The organism is Roseiarcus sp. (assembly GCF_049514155.1).
In the GTDB taxonomy this organism is placed as follows: domain Bacteria; phylum Pseudomonadota; class Alphaproteobacteria; order Rhizobiales; family Beijerinckiaceae; genus Roseiarcus.
The window spans coordinates 50,067-66,403 of the sequence record NZ_JBEKVH010000001.1; the positions used below are offsets into that span (position 1 = coordinate 50,067).

At 67.4% G+C, this 16,337-nt stretch carries 16 protein-coding genes; 3 read left to right on the forward strand and 13 right to left on the reverse strand.

Translation table 11 applies throughout. The features are described from left to right. Positions 1-49: 49 nt before the first annotated feature. The 3 genes from ABSF49_RS00220 to ABSF49_RS00230 form a co-directional block, all read right to left on the reverse strand. Positions 50-1,066 (reverse strand): protein-L-isoaspartate O-methyltransferase family protein, encoded by a 1,017-nt coding sequence (locus ABSF49_RS00220; protein WP_424110609.1) that lies wholly within the window; start codon positions 1,064-1,066, stop codon positions 50-52. Between the two features lie 125 nt (positions 1,067-1,191). Beyond that, a complete protein-coding gene (locus tag ABSF49_RS00225) occupies positions 1,192-1,704 on the reverse strand; it encodes a L,D-transpeptidase (RefSeq protein WP_424110610.1) in 513 nt (170 codons plus the stop codon). Positions 1,705-1,777: 73 nt separating this feature from the next. Then, positions 1,778-2,539, reverse strand: coding sequence for a CDP-diacylglycerol diphosphatase (locus ABSF49_RS00230; RefSeq protein ID WP_424110611.1), 762 nt, complete (start codon positions 2,537-2,539; stop codon positions 1,778-1,780). Between the two features lie 193 nt (positions 2,540-2,732). On the opposite strand from ABSF49_RS00230, the gene bfr reads away from it, so the two are divergent. After that, positions 2,733-3,212, forward strand: a complete 480-nt coding sequence (gene bfr, locus ABSF49_RS00235; protein ID WP_424110612.1) for a bacterioferritin — start codon at positions 2,733-2,735, stop codon at positions 3,210-3,212. Between the two features lie 57 nt (positions 3,213-3,269). Here bfr and lpdA read toward each other — a convergent pair whose 3' ends face one another. The 10 genes from lpdA to phaZ all read right to left on the reverse strand — a co-directional run bounded on the left by lpdA (position 3,270) and on the right by phaZ (position 15,342). After that, positions 3,270-4,667: a dihydrolipoyl dehydrogenase gene (gene lpdA, locus ABSF49_RS00240; RefSeq protein WP_424110613.1), complete on the reverse strand. Its 1,398-nt coding sequence runs from the start codon at positions 4,665-4,667 to the stop codon at positions 3,270-3,272. A gap of 28 nt (positions 4,668-4,695) precedes the next feature. Then, positions 4,696-5,079: an MAPEG family protein gene (locus tag ABSF49_RS00245; protein ID WP_424110614.1), complete on the reverse strand. Its 384-nt coding sequence runs from the start codon at positions 5,077-5,079 to the stop codon at positions 4,696-4,698. Between the two features lie 28 nt (positions 5,080-5,107). Continuing rightward, positions 5,108-6,361: a 2-oxoglutarate dehydrogenase complex dihydrolipoyllysine-residue succinyltransferase gene (gene odhB, locus ABSF49_RS00250; RefSeq protein ID WP_424110624.1), complete on the reverse strand. Its 1,254-nt coding sequence runs from the start codon at positions 6,359-6,361 to the stop codon at positions 5,108-5,110. A gap of 37 nt (positions 6,362-6,398) precedes the next feature. Beyond that, positions 6,399-6,734 (reverse strand): YciI family protein, encoded by a 336-nt coding sequence (locus tag ABSF49_RS00255; protein WP_424110615.1) that lies wholly within the window; start codon positions 6,732-6,734, stop codon positions 6,399-6,401. A gap of 45 nt (positions 6,735-6,779) precedes the next feature. Next, entirely contained in the window at positions 6,780-9,740 is a 2,961-nt protein-coding gene (locus ABSF49_RS00260) for a 2-oxoglutarate dehydrogenase E1 component (RefSeq protein WP_424110616.1), read from the reverse strand. A gap of 13 nt (positions 9,741-9,753) precedes the next feature. Further along, positions 9,754-10,641 (reverse strand): succinate--CoA ligase subunit alpha, encoded by an 888-nt coding sequence (gene sucD / locus ABSF49_RS00265; protein ID WP_424110617.1) that lies wholly within the window; start codon positions 10,639-10,641, stop codon positions 9,754-9,756. Next, positions 10,641-11,852 carry an ADP-forming succinate--CoA ligase subunit beta gene (sucC, locus tag ABSF49_RS00270; RefSeq protein ID WP_424110618.1) on the reverse strand — a complete coding sequence of 404 codons (1,212 nt, stop codon included), beginning with the start codon at positions 11,850-11,852 and terminating at the stop codon, positions 10,641-10,643. Before sucC ends, sucD begins: the two co-directional genes overlap by 1 nt. 62 nt (positions 11,853-11,914) lie before the next feature. Continuing rightward, positions 11,915-12,880 carry a malate dehydrogenase gene (gene mdh, locus ABSF49_RS00275; protein WP_424110619.1) on the reverse strand — a complete coding sequence of 322 codons (966 nt, stop codon included), beginning with the start codon at positions 12,878-12,880 and terminating at the stop codon, positions 11,915-11,917. A 314-nt stretch (positions 12,881-13,194) separates the two neighbouring features. Then, positions 13,195-14,046 (reverse strand): catalase family protein, encoded by an 852-nt coding sequence (locus tag ABSF49_RS00280; RefSeq protein ID WP_424110620.1) that lies wholly within the window; start codon positions 14,044-14,046, stop codon positions 13,195-13,197. A gap of 84 nt (positions 14,047-14,130) precedes the next feature. Continuing rightward, positions 14,131-15,342 (reverse strand): polyhydroxyalkanoate depolymerase, encoded by a 1,212-nt coding sequence (phaZ, locus tag ABSF49_RS00285; RefSeq protein ID WP_424110621.1) that lies wholly within the window; start codon positions 15,340-15,342, stop codon positions 14,131-14,133. A gap of 132 nt (positions 15,343-15,474) precedes the next feature. On the opposite strand from phaZ, the gene ABSF49_RS00290 reads away from it, so the two are divergent. Then, positions 15,475-16,128 (forward strand): glutathione S-transferase family protein, encoded by a 654-nt coding sequence (locus ABSF49_RS00290; protein WP_424110622.1) that lies wholly within the window; start codon positions 15,475-15,477, stop codon positions 16,126-16,128. 24 nt (positions 16,129-16,152) lie between these two features. After that, positions 16,153-16,337: hypothetical protein (locus ABSF49_RS00295; protein WP_424110623.1), on the forward strand; the 185-nt coding region annotated here is incomplete at its 3' end.

Genomic DNA, 16,337 nt, shown 5'->3' on the forward strand with positions numbered 1-16,337 from the left:
TTCGGCGTCGCGCCCCGCGCGCGCGGGCGAGCGCCGCTGGGCGCGCCGATCAATTGTTGTGCGTGCCCTTGATCGCGTCGCCTTCGAGCTTGGTGAAGGGGACGAAGGGCACGATGCGGCCGCCGTAGATGTCGGAGCGCGCGACGGTGATCGAGCCGTCGGTCGCCTGGTTCTTGACGACTTTCAGCACGCGCTGGGCGCCGGGCGGGCCGACCGGAATGACCATGATCCCGTTCGGCTTGAGTTGCTGCAACAGCGGCGGCGGAACGTGGTCGATGCCGCAGGTGACGATGATCTTGTCGAACATGATCGGCTCGGGCGCCGCGGGCGTCGCCGCCGCTGCCGCAGGCGTCGCAGCCGGGGTCGGGCTCGCCGCAGCGGCCGGCGTCGCGCTCTGAGCCGGCGTCGGCGAAGCCGCGGCGGCAGGCGTCGCGGCCGGCGTCGGCGGGGCGACCGGCGCCTCGACCCAGCCGTAATAGCCGTCGGCGTTGCGCGACTGGATCGCCTTGAACTCGACATAGCCGTCGGCGATCAGGCTGTCGTAGATGCCGCGCGTGCGCTCGGCGAGCGGCTTGATGATCTCGACCGTGTAGACCTGATCGGTCAGGTGCGAGAGATAGGCCGACTGGTAGCCGGAGCCGGTTCCGATCTCGAGCACCTTTTCGCCCTGCTTGGGATCGATGGTCGAGGTCATGCGGCCGACGATGTGCGGGCCGGAGATCGTCACGCCGAAGCCGATGTCGAGGAAGGCGTGCTCATAGGCGCGGCCGAGGTTCTGCGGCAGGACGAATTTCTCGCGTGGGGTGAGCAGGAAGGCGCGCTTGTGGCGCTCGTCCCAGATGTCTTCGTTGCGCACCATCGCGCCGAAGCGGTCGAACCGCTCGCCGAGGAACTTCGGATCTTCGCCACGCTGGGCGACGCCCCACTCGATGAACTTCTCGCGGCTGTCCATCGGCGGCGACATGTCGAAAGTGAACGGGGTCGGCACCTTGGCGAACGCGAAGCGCGGAATCAGCGCGCCGCCCACCAGCCCGGCGGCGCCGGCCAAGAATTGTCGTCGCTCCACGAACGCCTCCTCGAATGAAGCAGGAAAGGAAGGAAGGATGCTGCGCCTGATAGCGCAAAATGCGGCGAAACGCGACAGCCGAATTACGGGACGGCGGCGGCCTCCAGTTCGGCCGAATCGCTCGATCAGCGGGCGGTCGGCGAATCGGCCGGCGCGACCTCGAGCGCCCGCCCCATTGGCAGGGCAATGAGGCGCGGCGAGGGCGGCGTGGCGACGAATTCCGGCCCGCCGCCGATGCGGATCACCGCCCCTTCCCGCGCGACCAGCTCGTAGAGCGTCGCGGCGGCGCGCGGCGACAGGCGGATGCAGCCGTGGGAGGCCGGTCGGCCAAGCAAATCGGTCTCCAGCGTGCCGTGAATGGCGTATTGGCCATGGAAGAAGATCGAGTGCGGCATCGGCTCGTTGCCGTACTTCCACGAATAGACCATCGGATAGAGCGCATAGGGGCGGAACTCGCCGCGCGGCGTGGCGCGACCGAGGCTGCCCGAGGAAATCGGCCATTCGTAGCTCACGCCGGCGCCGGCGGCGACGCGCATCACCTGCGCGCCGAGATCGACGTCGACGCGGACCTGCGCAGCGCCGGGCCCCGCGGCCGCCAAAAGGGCGAACGCAACCGCCGGGACGCCTCTCCAGTCCATGCTCAATCCCCAGCCGGCGCGCTTCGCCGCCGTCGCGATTCGGGCCGGACTGCGAGCGTGAGCTCGGCGCGTTTCATGGCGCTTTTCGCGCCACCGCGCAATCGTGATCCTGCAGGTCCTCGGCGTGGCCCCCTTGCGTCAGTTCAGCGCGGTCGGCGAGCAGGACGAAACCCGGCTTGCCGGCGAAAGTCGCGCCGACGGCGATGAGCGATTCGTCCGCCATGTGCGCCTTGGCGTCGGCGACGCCGTCGGCCAGAAGCTCGAGCGGCCGGACGCCGGAAAGGTCGTCGGAGAGCACGCGCCGCGCCCAATAGACGCGCCCCTTCAGCGGTTCGGCCATCGGCCGCCAGATCTCGTCGAACGCGCCGAGGTCGCCGGCGAGCGCCGCCGCGACGGCCTTGTCGAGGCAATCGAGGTGGAGGTGGAGCTGGTCCTGGCTGCGGGCGAACTCGGAATTGATCGCGATCGCAATCTCCTCGCGCGGTAAGGCGACCCCGAGCTTGGCCGCCAGCGCGTCGCGCGCCGACCAGGCGAAGGCGAAATAGTCGGGCGCAACGGAATTGAGCGCGAACGGGTCCTCGATCCCGGTGACGCGCCGGGTCGGAATGGCGAGGAACTGCGCGACGCCGACGCGGTCTTTCAGCAGCGCGACGCCCTGGTCCTCGCCATGCGACAGATCGACCCGCTCGCACGGCGCCGGCCCCTGCCCCGCCTCCGCGTGCGCGACGCACTGACCATGGACGATCGTCCACAACGCCAGCCGGTCGGCGTGCGCCGGCGCAGCCGCAAAAGCGGCGGCGAGCAGGACGGCGAAGACGGGCGCTGACCTCTTCATGGGCTCCCTTTCAAGGCGTTGGACAATCGACGCGGCGGCGACGATCGCCGCGCCAGCCAGGTCTGGCCGACCGGCGGATTCTCATGCTAGCTTTCATGACGACAGGACGACATCCGTCTTCGGCTCGGCCGAAGGACGAGGGACGCGAATCGCCGCGCGTCGCGCTTGTGGCGACAGAAGCAAGGGAAGAGCCATGCAAGGCGACCAACGAGTCATCGAGTACCTGAACAAGGCTCTCCGCCACGAGCTGACCGCCGTCAATCAATATTGGCTGCACTACCGAATTCTCGACAACTGGGGCTTCAAGGACCTCGCCAAGACCTGGCGCAAAGAGTCGATCGAGGAGATGGAGCACGCCGACCTGCTCATCGCCCGCATTCTGTTTCTCGAAGGCCACCCGAACATGCAGCCGAGCGACGGATTGCGGATCGGACAGGACCTCAAGAATATGCTCGAATGCGACCTCGCCGCCGAGGTCGGCGCGCGCACGCTTTACCTCGAAGCCGCTCGGCATTGCGACTCGGCGAACGATCGCGTCTCCAAGAACGTCTTCGAGAAGCTGACGGCGGATGAGGAGCACCACATCGACTTCCTCGAGACTCAGCTCGAGCTCATCCGCCAGATCGGCGTCGAACTCTACGCGCAGAAGCATATGGGCGGGCTGGAAGAGTAGAGCTTCTTCCGACCACGCGGCCGCGGCGCCGGGACGCGATGAGCGTCCCGGTCAGCCTCACACGTGAATCGCCCGCTTCGCCACCGCCAGCGCGGCTTCCTTGACCGCTTCCGACATAGTCGGGTGGGCGTGGCAGGTGCGGGCGAGGTCTTCGGCCGAGCCGCCGAACTCCATCAGCACGGCCGCCTCATGGATCATTTCGCCGGCGCCGAAGCCGACGATGTGGACGCCGAGGACGCGGTCGCTCGCCGCGTCGGCCAGCACTTTGACGAAACCGTCGGTGTGGCGCATCGCCCGCGCGCGGCCGTTGGCGGTGAACGGGAACTTGCCGACCGCGTAGGCGATTCCCGCCGCCTTCAGCTCTTCCTCGCTGCTGCCGACGCTCGCGATCTCCGGGCTGGTGTAAACGACGCCGGGAATGACGTCATAGTTCACGTGGCCCGCCTGACCGGCGAGGATTTCGGCGAGCGCCATGCCCTCGTCCTCGGCCTTGTGGGCGAGCATCGGCCCGCGCACGACGTCGCCGATCGCGTAGACGGTCGCAACGTTGGTGGCGAAATGATTGTCGATCAGCACTTGGCCGCGCTCGGTCGCGACGCCAAGCGCCTCCAGCCCGAGACCCTGCGTGTAGGGGCGGCGGCCGATCGCCACCAGCACCACTTCCGCCTCGAGCGTGCGCGCCGCGCCGCCGGCGGCGGGCTCGATCGTCGCCTTGACGCCATTCTGACTCTTCTCGACCGCGGCGACCTTGTGCGAAAGATGGAACGTGAACCCCTGCTTCTCGAGCAGGCGCTGCGTCTGCTTGCCGACTTCGCCGTCCATGCCGGGCAGGATGCGATCGAGGAACTCCACCACCGTCACCTCGGCGCCGAGCCGACGCCAGACCGAGCCGAGTTCGAGCCCGATCACCCCGGCCCCGACGACGATCAGCGACCTCGGCGGCTTCGCCAGCGACAGCGCGCCGGTCGAGGAGACGATCTGACGCTCGTCGATCTCGATCCCCGGCAGGCGGGCGACGTCGGACCCCGTGGCGATGACGATCGCCTTGGCCTCGTGGGTCGTTTCGGCGCCGTCGGCGCCGACGACCACGACGTGGCCCGGCGCCGTGATGCGGCCCTCGCCTTGCAGCCAGTCGATCTTGTTCTTCTTGAACAGGAAGGCGACGCCGTTGACGTTAGCGGCGACGGTGTCGTCCTTGTGCTTCATCATCGCGCGAAGATCGAGCTTGGGCGGCGCGACGACGACGCCGAGCGCGCCCAGCCCGTGGCCCGCCTCCTCGAACATTTCGGAGGCGTACAGCAGCGCTTTCGAGGGAATGCAGCCGATGTTGAGGCAGGTCCCGCCGAGTGTCTTGCGCTTCTCGACCACGGCGACTTTCATGCCCAGCTGCGCGGCGCGGATCGCGCAGACGTAGCCGCCGGGGCCGGCGCCGATCACCACAACGTCGTAAGCCATTCGCCCGCTCGCTTTCCTTCTATTCCGCTCAGAGCAACGCCAACTGGACGAGCATCATCAGCAGGCCGATGAGGCCGATCGCCCACAGCGCGGTGCGCACGTAGATCCATCCCAACACATAGGCCGGCAGATAGACGAGCCGCGCGATGACCCAGATCCAGGCTCCCCAACTGCCTGCATGATGGGTCGCGATCAGCGCGAGATCGACCGCCACGAACGGCACCCAGTTCTCGATGTAGTTGGCGAGCGCCCGCTTGGCGCGGCCGCAGGCGAGCCCCTTGGCCGCCGGGGCGTCGTCGCGCGGCGTGAACAGCCACGCGTCGCCGAACTCTGCGCGCGACGTCAAGATTTGCGTGAACAGATAGACGAACCACAGAACGACGCTCAGTTCCAGGCAGAGAAGTTCGCTCATCGTTTCCCCCGTTTTGTTCGCTCGGCCGCTAGAGGTCGAGCACCAGTCGCGCCGGGTCCTCCAGCGCCTCCTTGACCCGCACCAGGAAGGTCACCGCCTCCTTGCCGTCGACGACGCGGTGATCGTAGCTGAGCGCGAGATACATCATCGGCCGGATCTCGATCTTGCCGTTGACGACCATCGGCCGCTCCTGGATCTTGTGCATGCCCAAGATGCCAGACTGCGGCGCGTTGAGGATCGGCGTCGACATCAGCGAGCCGTAGATGCCGCCGTTGGTGATGGTGAAGGTCCCGCCTTGCATCTCCTCGATCTTCAGCGCGCCGTCGCGCGCGCGCTTGCCGAGGTCGGCGATCGCCTTTTCGATCCCGGCGACCGTCAGCGCGTCGCAATCACGCACCACCGGCACCACCAGACCGCGGTCGGTGCCGACGGCGATGCCGAGGTGGTAGTAGTTCTTGTAGACGAGGTCGGCGCCGTCGATCTCGGCGTTGACCGCCGGGACGTCCTTCAACGCCTGGACGCAAGCTTTGACGAAGAAGCCCATGAAGCCGAGCTTGGCGCCGTGTTTCTTCTCGAACGCGTCCTTGTAGCGGACGCGCATCGCCATCACTTCGCCCATGTCGACCTCGTTGAAGGTCGTCAGCATCGCGGCGGTGTTCTGCGCGTCCTTGAGACGGCGGGCGATGGTCTGGCGCAGCTTGGTCAGCCGCACCCGCTCCTCGCGCTGCGAATCCTCGGGCGCGGCGGGCGCGCGCAAGGCCGCCGCTGGGACCGGCGTCGGCGCGACAGGCGCGGGCGCGACCGGCGCGGGGGCGGCCGGCGGCGGCGCGATAGGGGCCGGCGCGGGCGCAGCGGCGGGCCGGGCGACCGCCTCGATCACGTCGCCCTTCAGCACCTGGCCGCGCTTGCCGCTGCCGGCGACCATCGACAGGTCGACCGCCTTCTCCGCGGCGAGCTTGGCTGCCGACGGGGCGGGCGGCATCGCCGTCGGCGCCGCCGATTGCGGCGCGGGCGGCGCCTTGGCGGCGGGCCTCGCCGCGCCGGCCGCCTCGGCGGTCAGGCCGCCGAGCAGCGCGCCGATCGCCACCGTCTGGCCGGTCTCGACGCTGATCTCGGTCAACACGCCGGCGGCCGGCGCATTGACTTCCAGCGTCACCTTGTCGGTTTCGAGTTCGACCAGCGGCTCATCGGCTTTGACCGTGTCGCCGCGCTGCTTGAACCATTTGCCGACGGTCGCTTCGGAGATCGACTCGCCGAGCGTCGGGACCCTAATTTCTGTCAACATCGGAACACTTGCGCCGCGGACGGCGCCCTTCTCGTCAAGGGGAAACGCTGGAAACGGCTGCGCGCGGCTCGACCGGCCGCAGCGCCACCGTCGGCATGAGAAAGTTCTGGTAGAAAAAGCCGCGCGCCGAAAGCACGACCGGATCGCGCGCCTGCAGCGCTTCGATCTCCTGGCGGTCGCCGGCCTCGATGATCGCCACGCCCCAAGCGCCGGCCGGGTCGGCCACGGCGCCGATCGCCGCGACCCGGCCGACCTCGACATAGGCGCGCCAGTACTGGCCATGCGCCGCCATCAGCGCCCGCTCCTCGTCGGTCATGTCGGCAAGGAAGCTCGGGCGCGGCGGCGTCAGGCGGCAGAGGAAGTGCGGCATCGCGGTGAGCGCCTTCTCATCGCCTCGCGCGAGGGCGGGAGCCCCTCACGCAAAGCACTCGTCGAGGAACGTCTTGAGCTGAGCGAGATGCCTGGACATCAAGCCGCTCGCCGTCGCGGCGGCGGCCGGCCGGCCGGCGTAATGCGCGCGTTTGGCCTTGCCGCCGACCTGGGCGAGGACCCATTCGAGATAGGGCTCGACGAAGGTCCAGGCGCCCATGTTCTTCGGCTCTTCCTGGCACCACACCAGGTCGGCCTTCTTGAAGCGCGATAGCTCCTTGACCAGGCTCTTGAGCGGGAACGGATAGAGCTGTTCGACCCGCAGCAGGTAGACGTCGTCGACGCCGCGCTTCTCCCGTTCCTCGTAGAGATCGTAAAAGACCTTGCCCGCACACAGGATCACGCGCCGGATCTTGTCGTCGCGCACGAGCTTGATCTTCTCGCCCTTGTGGGTCTCGGCGGTGTCCCAAAGCAGGCGATGGAAGCTCGTGCCCGCGGCGAAGGCTTCCAGGCTCGACACCGCCCGCTTGTTGCGCAGCATCGACTTCGGCGTCATCACGATCAGCGGCTTGCGGAACTCGCGCTTGATCTGACGGCGCAGCGCGTGGAAGAAATTGGCTGGCGTCGTCGGATAGACGACCTGCATGTTGTCCTCGGCGCAGAGCTGCAGATAGCGCTCGAGCCGAGCCGAGGAATGTTCCGGCCCCTGCCCTTCGTAGCCGTGCGGCAGCAGGCAGACGAGGCCGGACATGCGCAGCCACTTGCGTTCGCCCGACGAGATGAACTGATCGAACACCACCTGCGCGCCGTTGGCGAAATCGCCGAACTGCGCTTCCCACAAGGTCAGCGAATTCGGCTCGGCGAGCGAATAGCCGTATTCGAAGCCGAGCACCGCCTCTTCCGAGAGCATCGAGTTGATGACCTCGTAGCGCGCTTGACCGTCGCGGATGTGGTTGAGCGGGATGTAGCGCGCTTCGGTCTGCTGATCGATCAGCACCGAGTGGCGCGACGAGAAGGTGCCGCGCTCGCTGTCCTGGCCCGACAGACGCACCGGAAAACCTTCGTCGAGCAGCGAACCGAACGCCAGCGATTCGGCGGTCGCCCAGTCGAGGCCCTCGCCGGTCTCGATCGCGGCGCGGCGGGCGTCGAGGAAGCGCTGGATCGTCTTGTGGACGCTGAAGCCTTCCGGCGGCACGGTCGTGCGCTGGGCGATGAACTTCAGTCGGTCGAGGTCGACGCCAGTCTGGCCGCGACGGTCGTCGTCGGCGAGATCCTGGGCCGCCTTGAAGCCGGACCAACGGCCGTCGAGCCAGTCGGCCTTGTTGGCGACATAGGCCTGGCCGGCCTCGTATTCGGCCTCGAGGCGCTGACGCCAGTCGGCGCGCATCTTGTCGACTTCGCCTTTGGTGACGATGCCTTCCTCGACCAGCTTCTCGGCGTAGATCTGCAGTGTCGTCGGATGGGCGCGGATGGCGCGATACATCAGCGGCTGGGTGAAGGCCGGTTCGTCGCCCTCGTTGTGGCCGAAGCGGCGGTAGCAGAACATGTCGATCACGACCGGCTTGTGGAAGCGCTGCCGGTATTCGGTGGCGACCTTGGCGCAGAACACCACCGCTTCGGGGTCGTCGCCGTTGGCGTGGAAAATCGGCGCCTCGACCAGCTTGGCGACGTCGGAAGGGTACGGCGACGAGCGCGAGTAGCGCGGGTAGGTGGTGAAGCCGATCTGGTTGTTGACGATGAAATGCACCGAACCGCCGGTGCGATGGCCGCGCAGGCCGGAAAGGCCGAAGCATTCGGCGACCACGCCCTGGCCGGCGAAGGCCGCGTCGCCGTGGATCAGTAGCGCCAGAACCTTGGTTCGCTCGATGTAGTCGTCGAGCTGATCCTGCTTGGCGCGCACCTTGCCGAGCACGACCGGGTCGACGATCTCGAGATGCGACGGGTTGGCGGTCAGCGACAGGTGGACGCGATTGTTGTCGAACTCGCGGTCGGACGAAGCGCCGAGATGGTACTTCACGTCGCCGGAGCCTTCGACCTCGTCGGGCGAGATCGAGCCGCCCTTGAACTCGTGGAAGATGGCGCGGTGCGGCTTGCCCATGACCTGGCTGAGCACATTGAGGCGGCCGCGGTGGGCCATGCCGAGCGCGATCTCCTTGAGGCCGAGCTGGCCGCCGCGCTTGATGATCTGCTCGAGCGCCGGGATCATCGCCTCCGCGCCGTCGAGGCCGAAGCGCTTGCCGCCGGGATACTTGATGTCGAAGAAATTCTCGAAGCCCTCGGCCTCGACCAGCTTGCTGAGGATCGCGCGCTTGCCTTCCTTGGTGAATTGGATCTCCTTGCCCGGCCCCTCGATGCGCTCCTGGATCCACGCCTTCTCGGCGGGATCGGAGATGTGGACGAACTCGAATCCGATGGTGCCGCAATAGGTGCGGCGCAGGATCGCCAGCATCTCGCGCACGGTCCCGTATTCGAGGCCGAGCACGTGGTCGATGAAGATCTTGCGGTCCCAGTCGCTTTCGAGGAAGCCGTAGGTGGCCGGATGCAGCTCCTCGTGATCCTTCTGCGGTTCGAGACCGAGCGGATCGAGATTGGCGTGCAGATGGCCGCGCATGCGATAGGCGCGGATCATCATCAGCGCACGCACGCTGTCGCGGGTGGCGCGATGGATCGCATCGTCGCTCTGCGGCGCTTCGGGCGCGGCGGCGGCGCGCGCGCGCAGCTTGTCGGCGATCGTCTTCTCGGTCGCCGGCCAGTCGCCGTCGAGCGCGTTGGTCAGCTCGTCCTTAGGAACGATCGGCCAGTTGGGCCGCCGCCACGAGGCGCCGTCTGCGGTCTTGCCGACGCTGGCGGGATCGTCGCCGAGCGCGTCGAAGAACTCGCGCCAGCCCGCCTCGATCGAGTACGGGTCCTTTTCGTATTTGGCCTGCAGCGCCTCGATATAGGCGCTGTTGGCCCCGTAGAGGAACGAGGTTTGCAGCAGCTGCTGGTTGATGTCCTGCCGCGTCATGTCCGGCCTCCCGTCACTTGCCGTTCAACACGTCGACCAACGTCTTGCCGAGCCGCGCCGGCGACGGCGAAACGCGAATGCCCGCCGCCGTCATCGCCTCGATCTTGTCTTCGGCGCCGCCCTTGCCGCCGGCGATGATCGCCCCGGCGTGGCCCATGCGGCGGCCGGGCGGCGCGGTGCGGCCGGCGATGAAGCCGACGACCGGCTTGGCGCGGCCGCGCTTCGCCTCGTCCTTGAGGAACGCGGCCGCGTCTTCCTCGGCCTGGCCGCCGATCTCGCCGATCATGACGATCGACTTGGTCGCTTCGTCGGCGAGGAACATCTCCAGCGCTTCGATGAAGTCCATGCCCTTGACCGGATCGCCGCCGATGCCGACCGCAGTCGTCTGGCCGAGGCCCTCGCGGGTGGTCTGGAACACCGCCTCGTAAGTCAGCGTGCCGGAGCGCGAGACGATGCCGACGCTGCCGGGCTCGAAGATATTGCCCGGCATGATGCCGATCTTGCATTCGCCCGCCGTCATCACGCCCGGGCAGTTCGGCCCGACCAGGATCGACTTCGACCCCGACAGCGCGCGCTTGACCTTGACCATGTCGAGCGCCGGGATGCCCTCGGTGATGCAGACGATCAGCGGGATCTCGGCGGCGATCGCCTCGCAGATCGCGTCGGCCGCGCCGGGCGGGGGAACGTAGACCACCGAAGCGTCGGCGCCGGTCGCCTCGCGCGCCTCGGCGACGGTGTCGAACACCGGCAGGCCGAGATGGATCGAGCCGCCCTTCCCCGGCGAGGTGCCGCCGACCATCTTGGTGCCGTAGGCGATCGCCTGCTCGGAATGGAAGGTGCCATTCTTGCCGGTGAAGCCCTGGGTGATGACCTTGGTTTCAGCGTTGACGAGGATCGACATCAGCGCGCCCCCTGCCCGGCGGAGCGGACCGCCGCCACGATCTTTTGCGCCGCGTCGTCGAGGTCGTCGGCGGCAATGACGTTGAGGCCGGACTCGCGCAGGATCTTCTTGCCGAGATCGACGTTGGTGCCCTCGAGGCGCACCACCAGCGGCGCCGTGAGGCCCGTCTCCTTGACTGCCGCGATCACGCCCTCGGCGATGACGTCGCAACGCATGATGCCGCCGAAGATATTGACGAGAATCCCCTTCACGTTGGGGTCGGCGGTGATGATCTTGAACGCCGCCGTCACCTTGTCCTTCGAGGCGCCGCCGCCGACGTCGAGGAAATTGGCGGGGCTTTCGCCGTAAAGCTTGATGATGTCCATCGTCGCCATGGCGAGGCCGGCGCCGTTCACCATGCAGCCGATCGTCCCGTCGAGCGCGACGTAGTTGAGGTCGTGCTTGGAGGCCTCGATCTCCTTGGCGTCCTCCTCGGTCTCGTCGCGCAGCGCGAGGATGTCGGGGTGGCGATAAAGCGCGTTGTCGTCGAAGGCGACCTTGGCGTCGAGCACCCTGAGCTGGCCGTCGGTGGTGACGATCAGCGGGTTGATCTCGAGCATCGACATGTCCTTGGCGACAAAGGCGGCGTAGAGCTTGGCGATCAGCGCCTCCGCCTGCTTGGCGAGGCCGCCGGTCAGGCCGAGCGCGCGCGCCGCCGTGCGGCCGTGGTGCGGCATGACGCCGGTCGCCGGATCGATCGAGAAGCTATGGATCTTTTCCGGCGTCTTGTGGGCGACGTCTTCGATGTTGACGCCGCCTTCGGTCGACAGCACGAACGACACCCGGCTCGCCTTGCGGTCGACCAGCGCCGACAGATAGAGCTCGCGGTCGATCGACGAGCCGTCTTCGATATAGAGGCGGTTGACCTGCTTGCCAGCCGGGCCGGTCTGCACGGTGACCAGCGTCGCGCCGAGCATCTCGCTCGCGAAGCGCTTCACTTCATCGACCGAACGGGCGAGGCGGACGCCGCCCTTGTCGCCCGCTTTCGCTTCCTTGAACTTGCCCTTGCCGCGGCCGCCGGCATGGATCTGGCTCTTGACCACCCAGATCGGCCCCGGCAACGCTTTGGCCGCCGCAACCGCCTCGTCGGGCGTGAACGCCGGCTTGCCGGCCGAGATCGGCGCGGCGAAATCGGCAAGCACCGCCTTAGCTTGATATTCGTGGATGTTCATCGCCGGTCGTTCTCCCCCCCGACAAAAGCGTCATCGCCAGCCGTCGCCGGCCGCGAAAGGATTCAGGCGGCGAGCGCCGGGTTGATCGTCTTGCAGGCTTCGGTCAGGCCCTGGACCGCGGCGACCGACTTCTCGAACATCGCCTTCTCGCTGGCGTCGAAGGCGATCTCGACCACGCGCTCGACGCCCCCCGCGCCGATGACGACCGGCACGCCGACGAACGTGTCCTTGACCCCGTATTGACCGGAGAGATAGGCGGCGCACGGCAGCACGCGGCGCTGATCCTTGAGGTAGGACTCGGCCATGGCGATGCCGGAGGCGGCCGGCGCGTAGAAAGCGGAGCCGGTCTTGAGCAGATTGACGATCTCGCCGCCGCCCTTGCGGGTGCGCTCGATGATCGCGTCGAGGCGCGCCTGCGTCGTCCAGCCCATCTTGACCAGGTCGGGGAGCGGAATGCCGGCGACCGTCGAGTAGCGCGCGATCGGCGCCATGTCGTCGCCGTGGCCGCCGAGCACGAAGGCGGTGACGTCTTCGACCGAGACGTTGAACTCCTCGGCGAGGAAAGTGCGGAAGCGCGCCGAGTCGAGCACCCCGGCCATGCCGACGATCTTGTTGTGCGGCAGACCGGAGAATTTCTGCAGCGCCCACACCATCGCGTCGAGCGGGTTGGTGATGCAGATGACGAAGGCGCCGGGGGCGTAGGTCTTGATCCCGGCGCCGACCGCCTCCATCACCTTGAGATTGATGCCAAGCAGGTCGTCGCGGCTCATGCCCGGCTTGCGCGGCACGCCGGCGGTGACGATGATCACGTCGGCGCCGGCGATCGCTTCGTAGGAGCTGGCGCCGACGAGCTTGGCGTTGAAGCCTTCGACCGGGCCGGCCTCGGCGAGATCGAGCGCCTTGCCCTGCGGAACGCCGTCGACGATGTCGAACAGCACGACGTCGCCGAGTTCCTTCACCGCCGCGAGCAGGGCCAAGGTGCCGCCGATCTGTCCGGCCCCGATCAAAGCAATCTTCTTTCGCGCCATGGAATTTTCCCGCTTTCGTGACGTCGCCGCCGTCGACGGAGCGGCGCGACAAAACCGCGCGGTTTGTCGCCCCAACGCCCCTGACCCATCAAGCCTAACTTTTGGCGCAGACGCCCGCGGCTGAGTCAGCATAAAGCCCAACTGGGACCCAGGTCTCGCAATTTCAATGGTTTGCACGCGCGAATTGTCGCGCCGCCCCTTCATCGCGAGCCAGAATCGGCGGCTTTGAGTTACAATAACTGTAACCTGTAATGCTGCGATTCGCCGCAGGCGAGCGCCGCAACGACCACCGCCCGACCGCCCCGCCAAGCTTTTTACAGCGCGCCGCGCGCCTTTTGGCTGTGAAAATACGCCGCCTTGCGGGCGCGCATGATCTCGCCGAGCGGGCGGTGGTCGGCGAGCCCGCCCCAGGGATCGAACCGCAGTCCTTCGACGTTGGGCTCGACCGCCTCGAGCGTCAGGCGCGCGACGACGAGCGGCGGCGCGCGACGCTCATCCCAGGCGACGGTCGGGTCCTCGATCGGCGTCGAAGGCTTGACCGGCGTCAGGCGCGCCCGCGCGGCGTAGGGCCCGACGGCGAAAGGCGACAGCGTGTCGAAGGTCTCGCTGGCGAAACCGGAGAACGGGCGGCCGACCGTCGCGGCGAGGCGCTTCAGCCGCCTGAGGCCGGCGACAAGGCCGTTGCGGCGGATCAGTCCGAGCGCGACCGCCGGCAGGCCGCGCCGCGAGTCGGCGACGAGGTTGACGAATTCGTCGCTGTCGCGCGCGCCGAAGCTCGTCTGATTGACGAACAGGAAGTCCTGCGCTGCGGCCGCGCCGCCGAGCGCCGCCGCGCCTTCGACGCCCAGAACCTTCACCGCAAAGCCGCGGATGTCGGGCTTGGCGTTCGGCTGCACGGCGCCGCTGGCGTTGGAAAGGCGCGCCAGCGCCTGATAGACGCGCGGGGCGGCGAAAATTCCGTGCCGCGCGTAGTCCGGCAGGCCGTCGAGGATCTCGAGCGTTCCGCGCGCGGCGAGCAACGGCTTGCGATGCAGAAGCCGCCCGGCGCCGTAACGCGCCGACATCGCCGCGTGAACCGGCGCGAGCTTTTCCGCCTGGCGGGCGAAGCGCCCCTCCTCGTCGGGCGCAATGCGTTCGCGCCACGCTGTCGACGGTCCCTCGCCCATAGGTTCTCCCGGTTGTCCACGCCGGTTTCGACCGGCGCGCGACATTGGCCCGGCGCGTCCACGCCGACAAGCGCCAAGAGCCGCTCAGCGGCTCGAGCGGATGTGGTTGCGCAGCACCGGATAGACCTGCGTCTCCCAGCGGCGGCCGTTGAAGACGCCGTAATGGCCGACGCCCGGCTGCAGATGATGCGTCTTCATGTAGGGCCTGAGGCCCGAGCACAGGTCCTGCGCCGCAAGCGTCTGGCCGACGGCGCAGATGTCGTCCTTTTCGCCCTCGACGGTGAGCAGGAAGGTCTTGCGGATCGCCTTCGGCTCGACGACGCGGCCCTTGTGCGTCATCTGGCCGAGCGGCAGCAGATGGCGCTGGAACACCTGGTCGACCGTCTCGAGATAGAAGTCGGCGCTCATGTCCATGATGGCGAAATATTCGCGATAGAAGGCGCTGATCGCGTCCGCCTTTTCGAAATCGCCAGCGATGCGATGCTGGAACAGATCGACGAAAGACTTGGCGTGGCGCTCGGCGTTCATGCTCATGAACGCGCAGAGCTGGAGGAAGCCCGGATAGACCCGCCGCCCGCCGCCTTCGAATTGCGTCGGCACGACGCCGATGAGGTTGTCGCGGAACCACTCGATCGGCTTTCCTTGCGCCAGTTCGTTGACCTTGGTCGGCGCGACGCGCGTGTCGATCGGCCCGGCCATCAACGTCAGGCTTGCCGGCTGCACGCCGCCCTCGGCGGCGAGCACGGCGGTGGCGATCAGCGCGCTGACCGTCGGCTGGCAGACGGCGACGATGTGGCAGTCCTCGCCGATGTGACGGACAAAATCGATCAGGGTCTGAGTGTAGTCGTCGAGGCCGAAGCCGCCCGCCCCCGGCTTGACGTTGCGCGGGTTGACCCAATCGGTGACGTAGACCTGATGGTCGCTGAGCAGCGTGCGCAACGTGCCGCGCAACAGCGTGGCGAAATGGCCCGACATCGGCGCGACCAGCAGCACCTTCGGGTCATCGCCGCCGCCCGCCTTTTGGAAATGGCGCAGCTCGCAGAACGGCGTCGCCGCGGCGACGCTCTGAGCGACAGCGAACGCCTTTGCGCCGACCTCGATCGCGTCGACTTCCCAATCGGGCCGCGCGTGGGTGAAGCCGGCAAGCGCCACCAGTTCGTAATAGGCGGCCATCTTGCGCCACGGCGCGGCGAAGGGTTGCGACGCCCACGCTTCGAGGATGGCCTGCGCATTGGCGGCGAGCAGCCGCATGCGGTCGCCGACATCGGCCATGCCCTGGTAGGCGTCGTAGATCATCGGGCGACCCATTGCTGCCGTTTGCAGTGCAGCAAACGATATGCCATCGGCAATGGCAGGCCGGCATGTGGCTTGCACCGCCACAATCGGGTCGCTCGCGCCCCTCTGCGCGTCTGATCTTGGGCTTCCGCCATGCCGCGAACGACGTTGACCATCAGCAGCAAGAACTACTCCTCGTGGTCGCTGCGCGGCTGGCTGATGGCCAAACTCGCCGGAATCAAATTCGCGGAGGTCGTCGTCGAGCCGAACGACGCCGACGCGCGGGCCGAAATCCTGCTGCTGTCGCCGTCGATCCTCGTTCCCTGTCTAACCTACGCCGAGCTGAAGGTGTGGGACACATTGGCGATTGGCGAATTCCTGAACGAAGTTGCGCCAAAAGCGGGCCTGTTGCCTAAAGATAAGGCAAAACGCGCCCATTGCCGCTCCGTCTGCGGCGAGATGCATTCGGGCTTCGTCTCACTTAGGCAGGCGTTGCCGATGAACATCCGCGCCGAATTCCCTGGCTTCAAGATCTGGTCGAAGGCCCAGGCCGACATCGAGCGCATTCTCGTCATCTGGCGCGAGTGCCTTTCCGCCTATGGCGGACCGTTCCTGTTCGGCGAGGTCTCGATGGCCGACGCGATGTACGCGCCGGTGGTCAGCCGCTTCCGCACCTACGACGTCAAGCTCGACGGGCCGGCCAAGGCCTACGCCGACCGCATTTGGGATCTGCCGGCGATGCGCGAATGGCGGGAGGCGGCGCTGGCGGAGAAGGAGGAGATCGAAGAGCTCGAGGTCGAGTTCTGAAGCCGCGGCTTTCTGATCAGCGTCATGGCCGGCTTCACCACTTTTCCCGCCATGGCCGGGCTTGACCCGGCCATCCACGTCTTCGGCCACCGCAAACGTTCAGCGTACGCGCGCGCCGCGCAACGCCGCTCATTGAGAGCTTGGAGGCGATTCTGCGCTGGCGAACTTCAAACTCAAGGACGGCCTGAAAGGCCGCCGCCGGAGGCGGT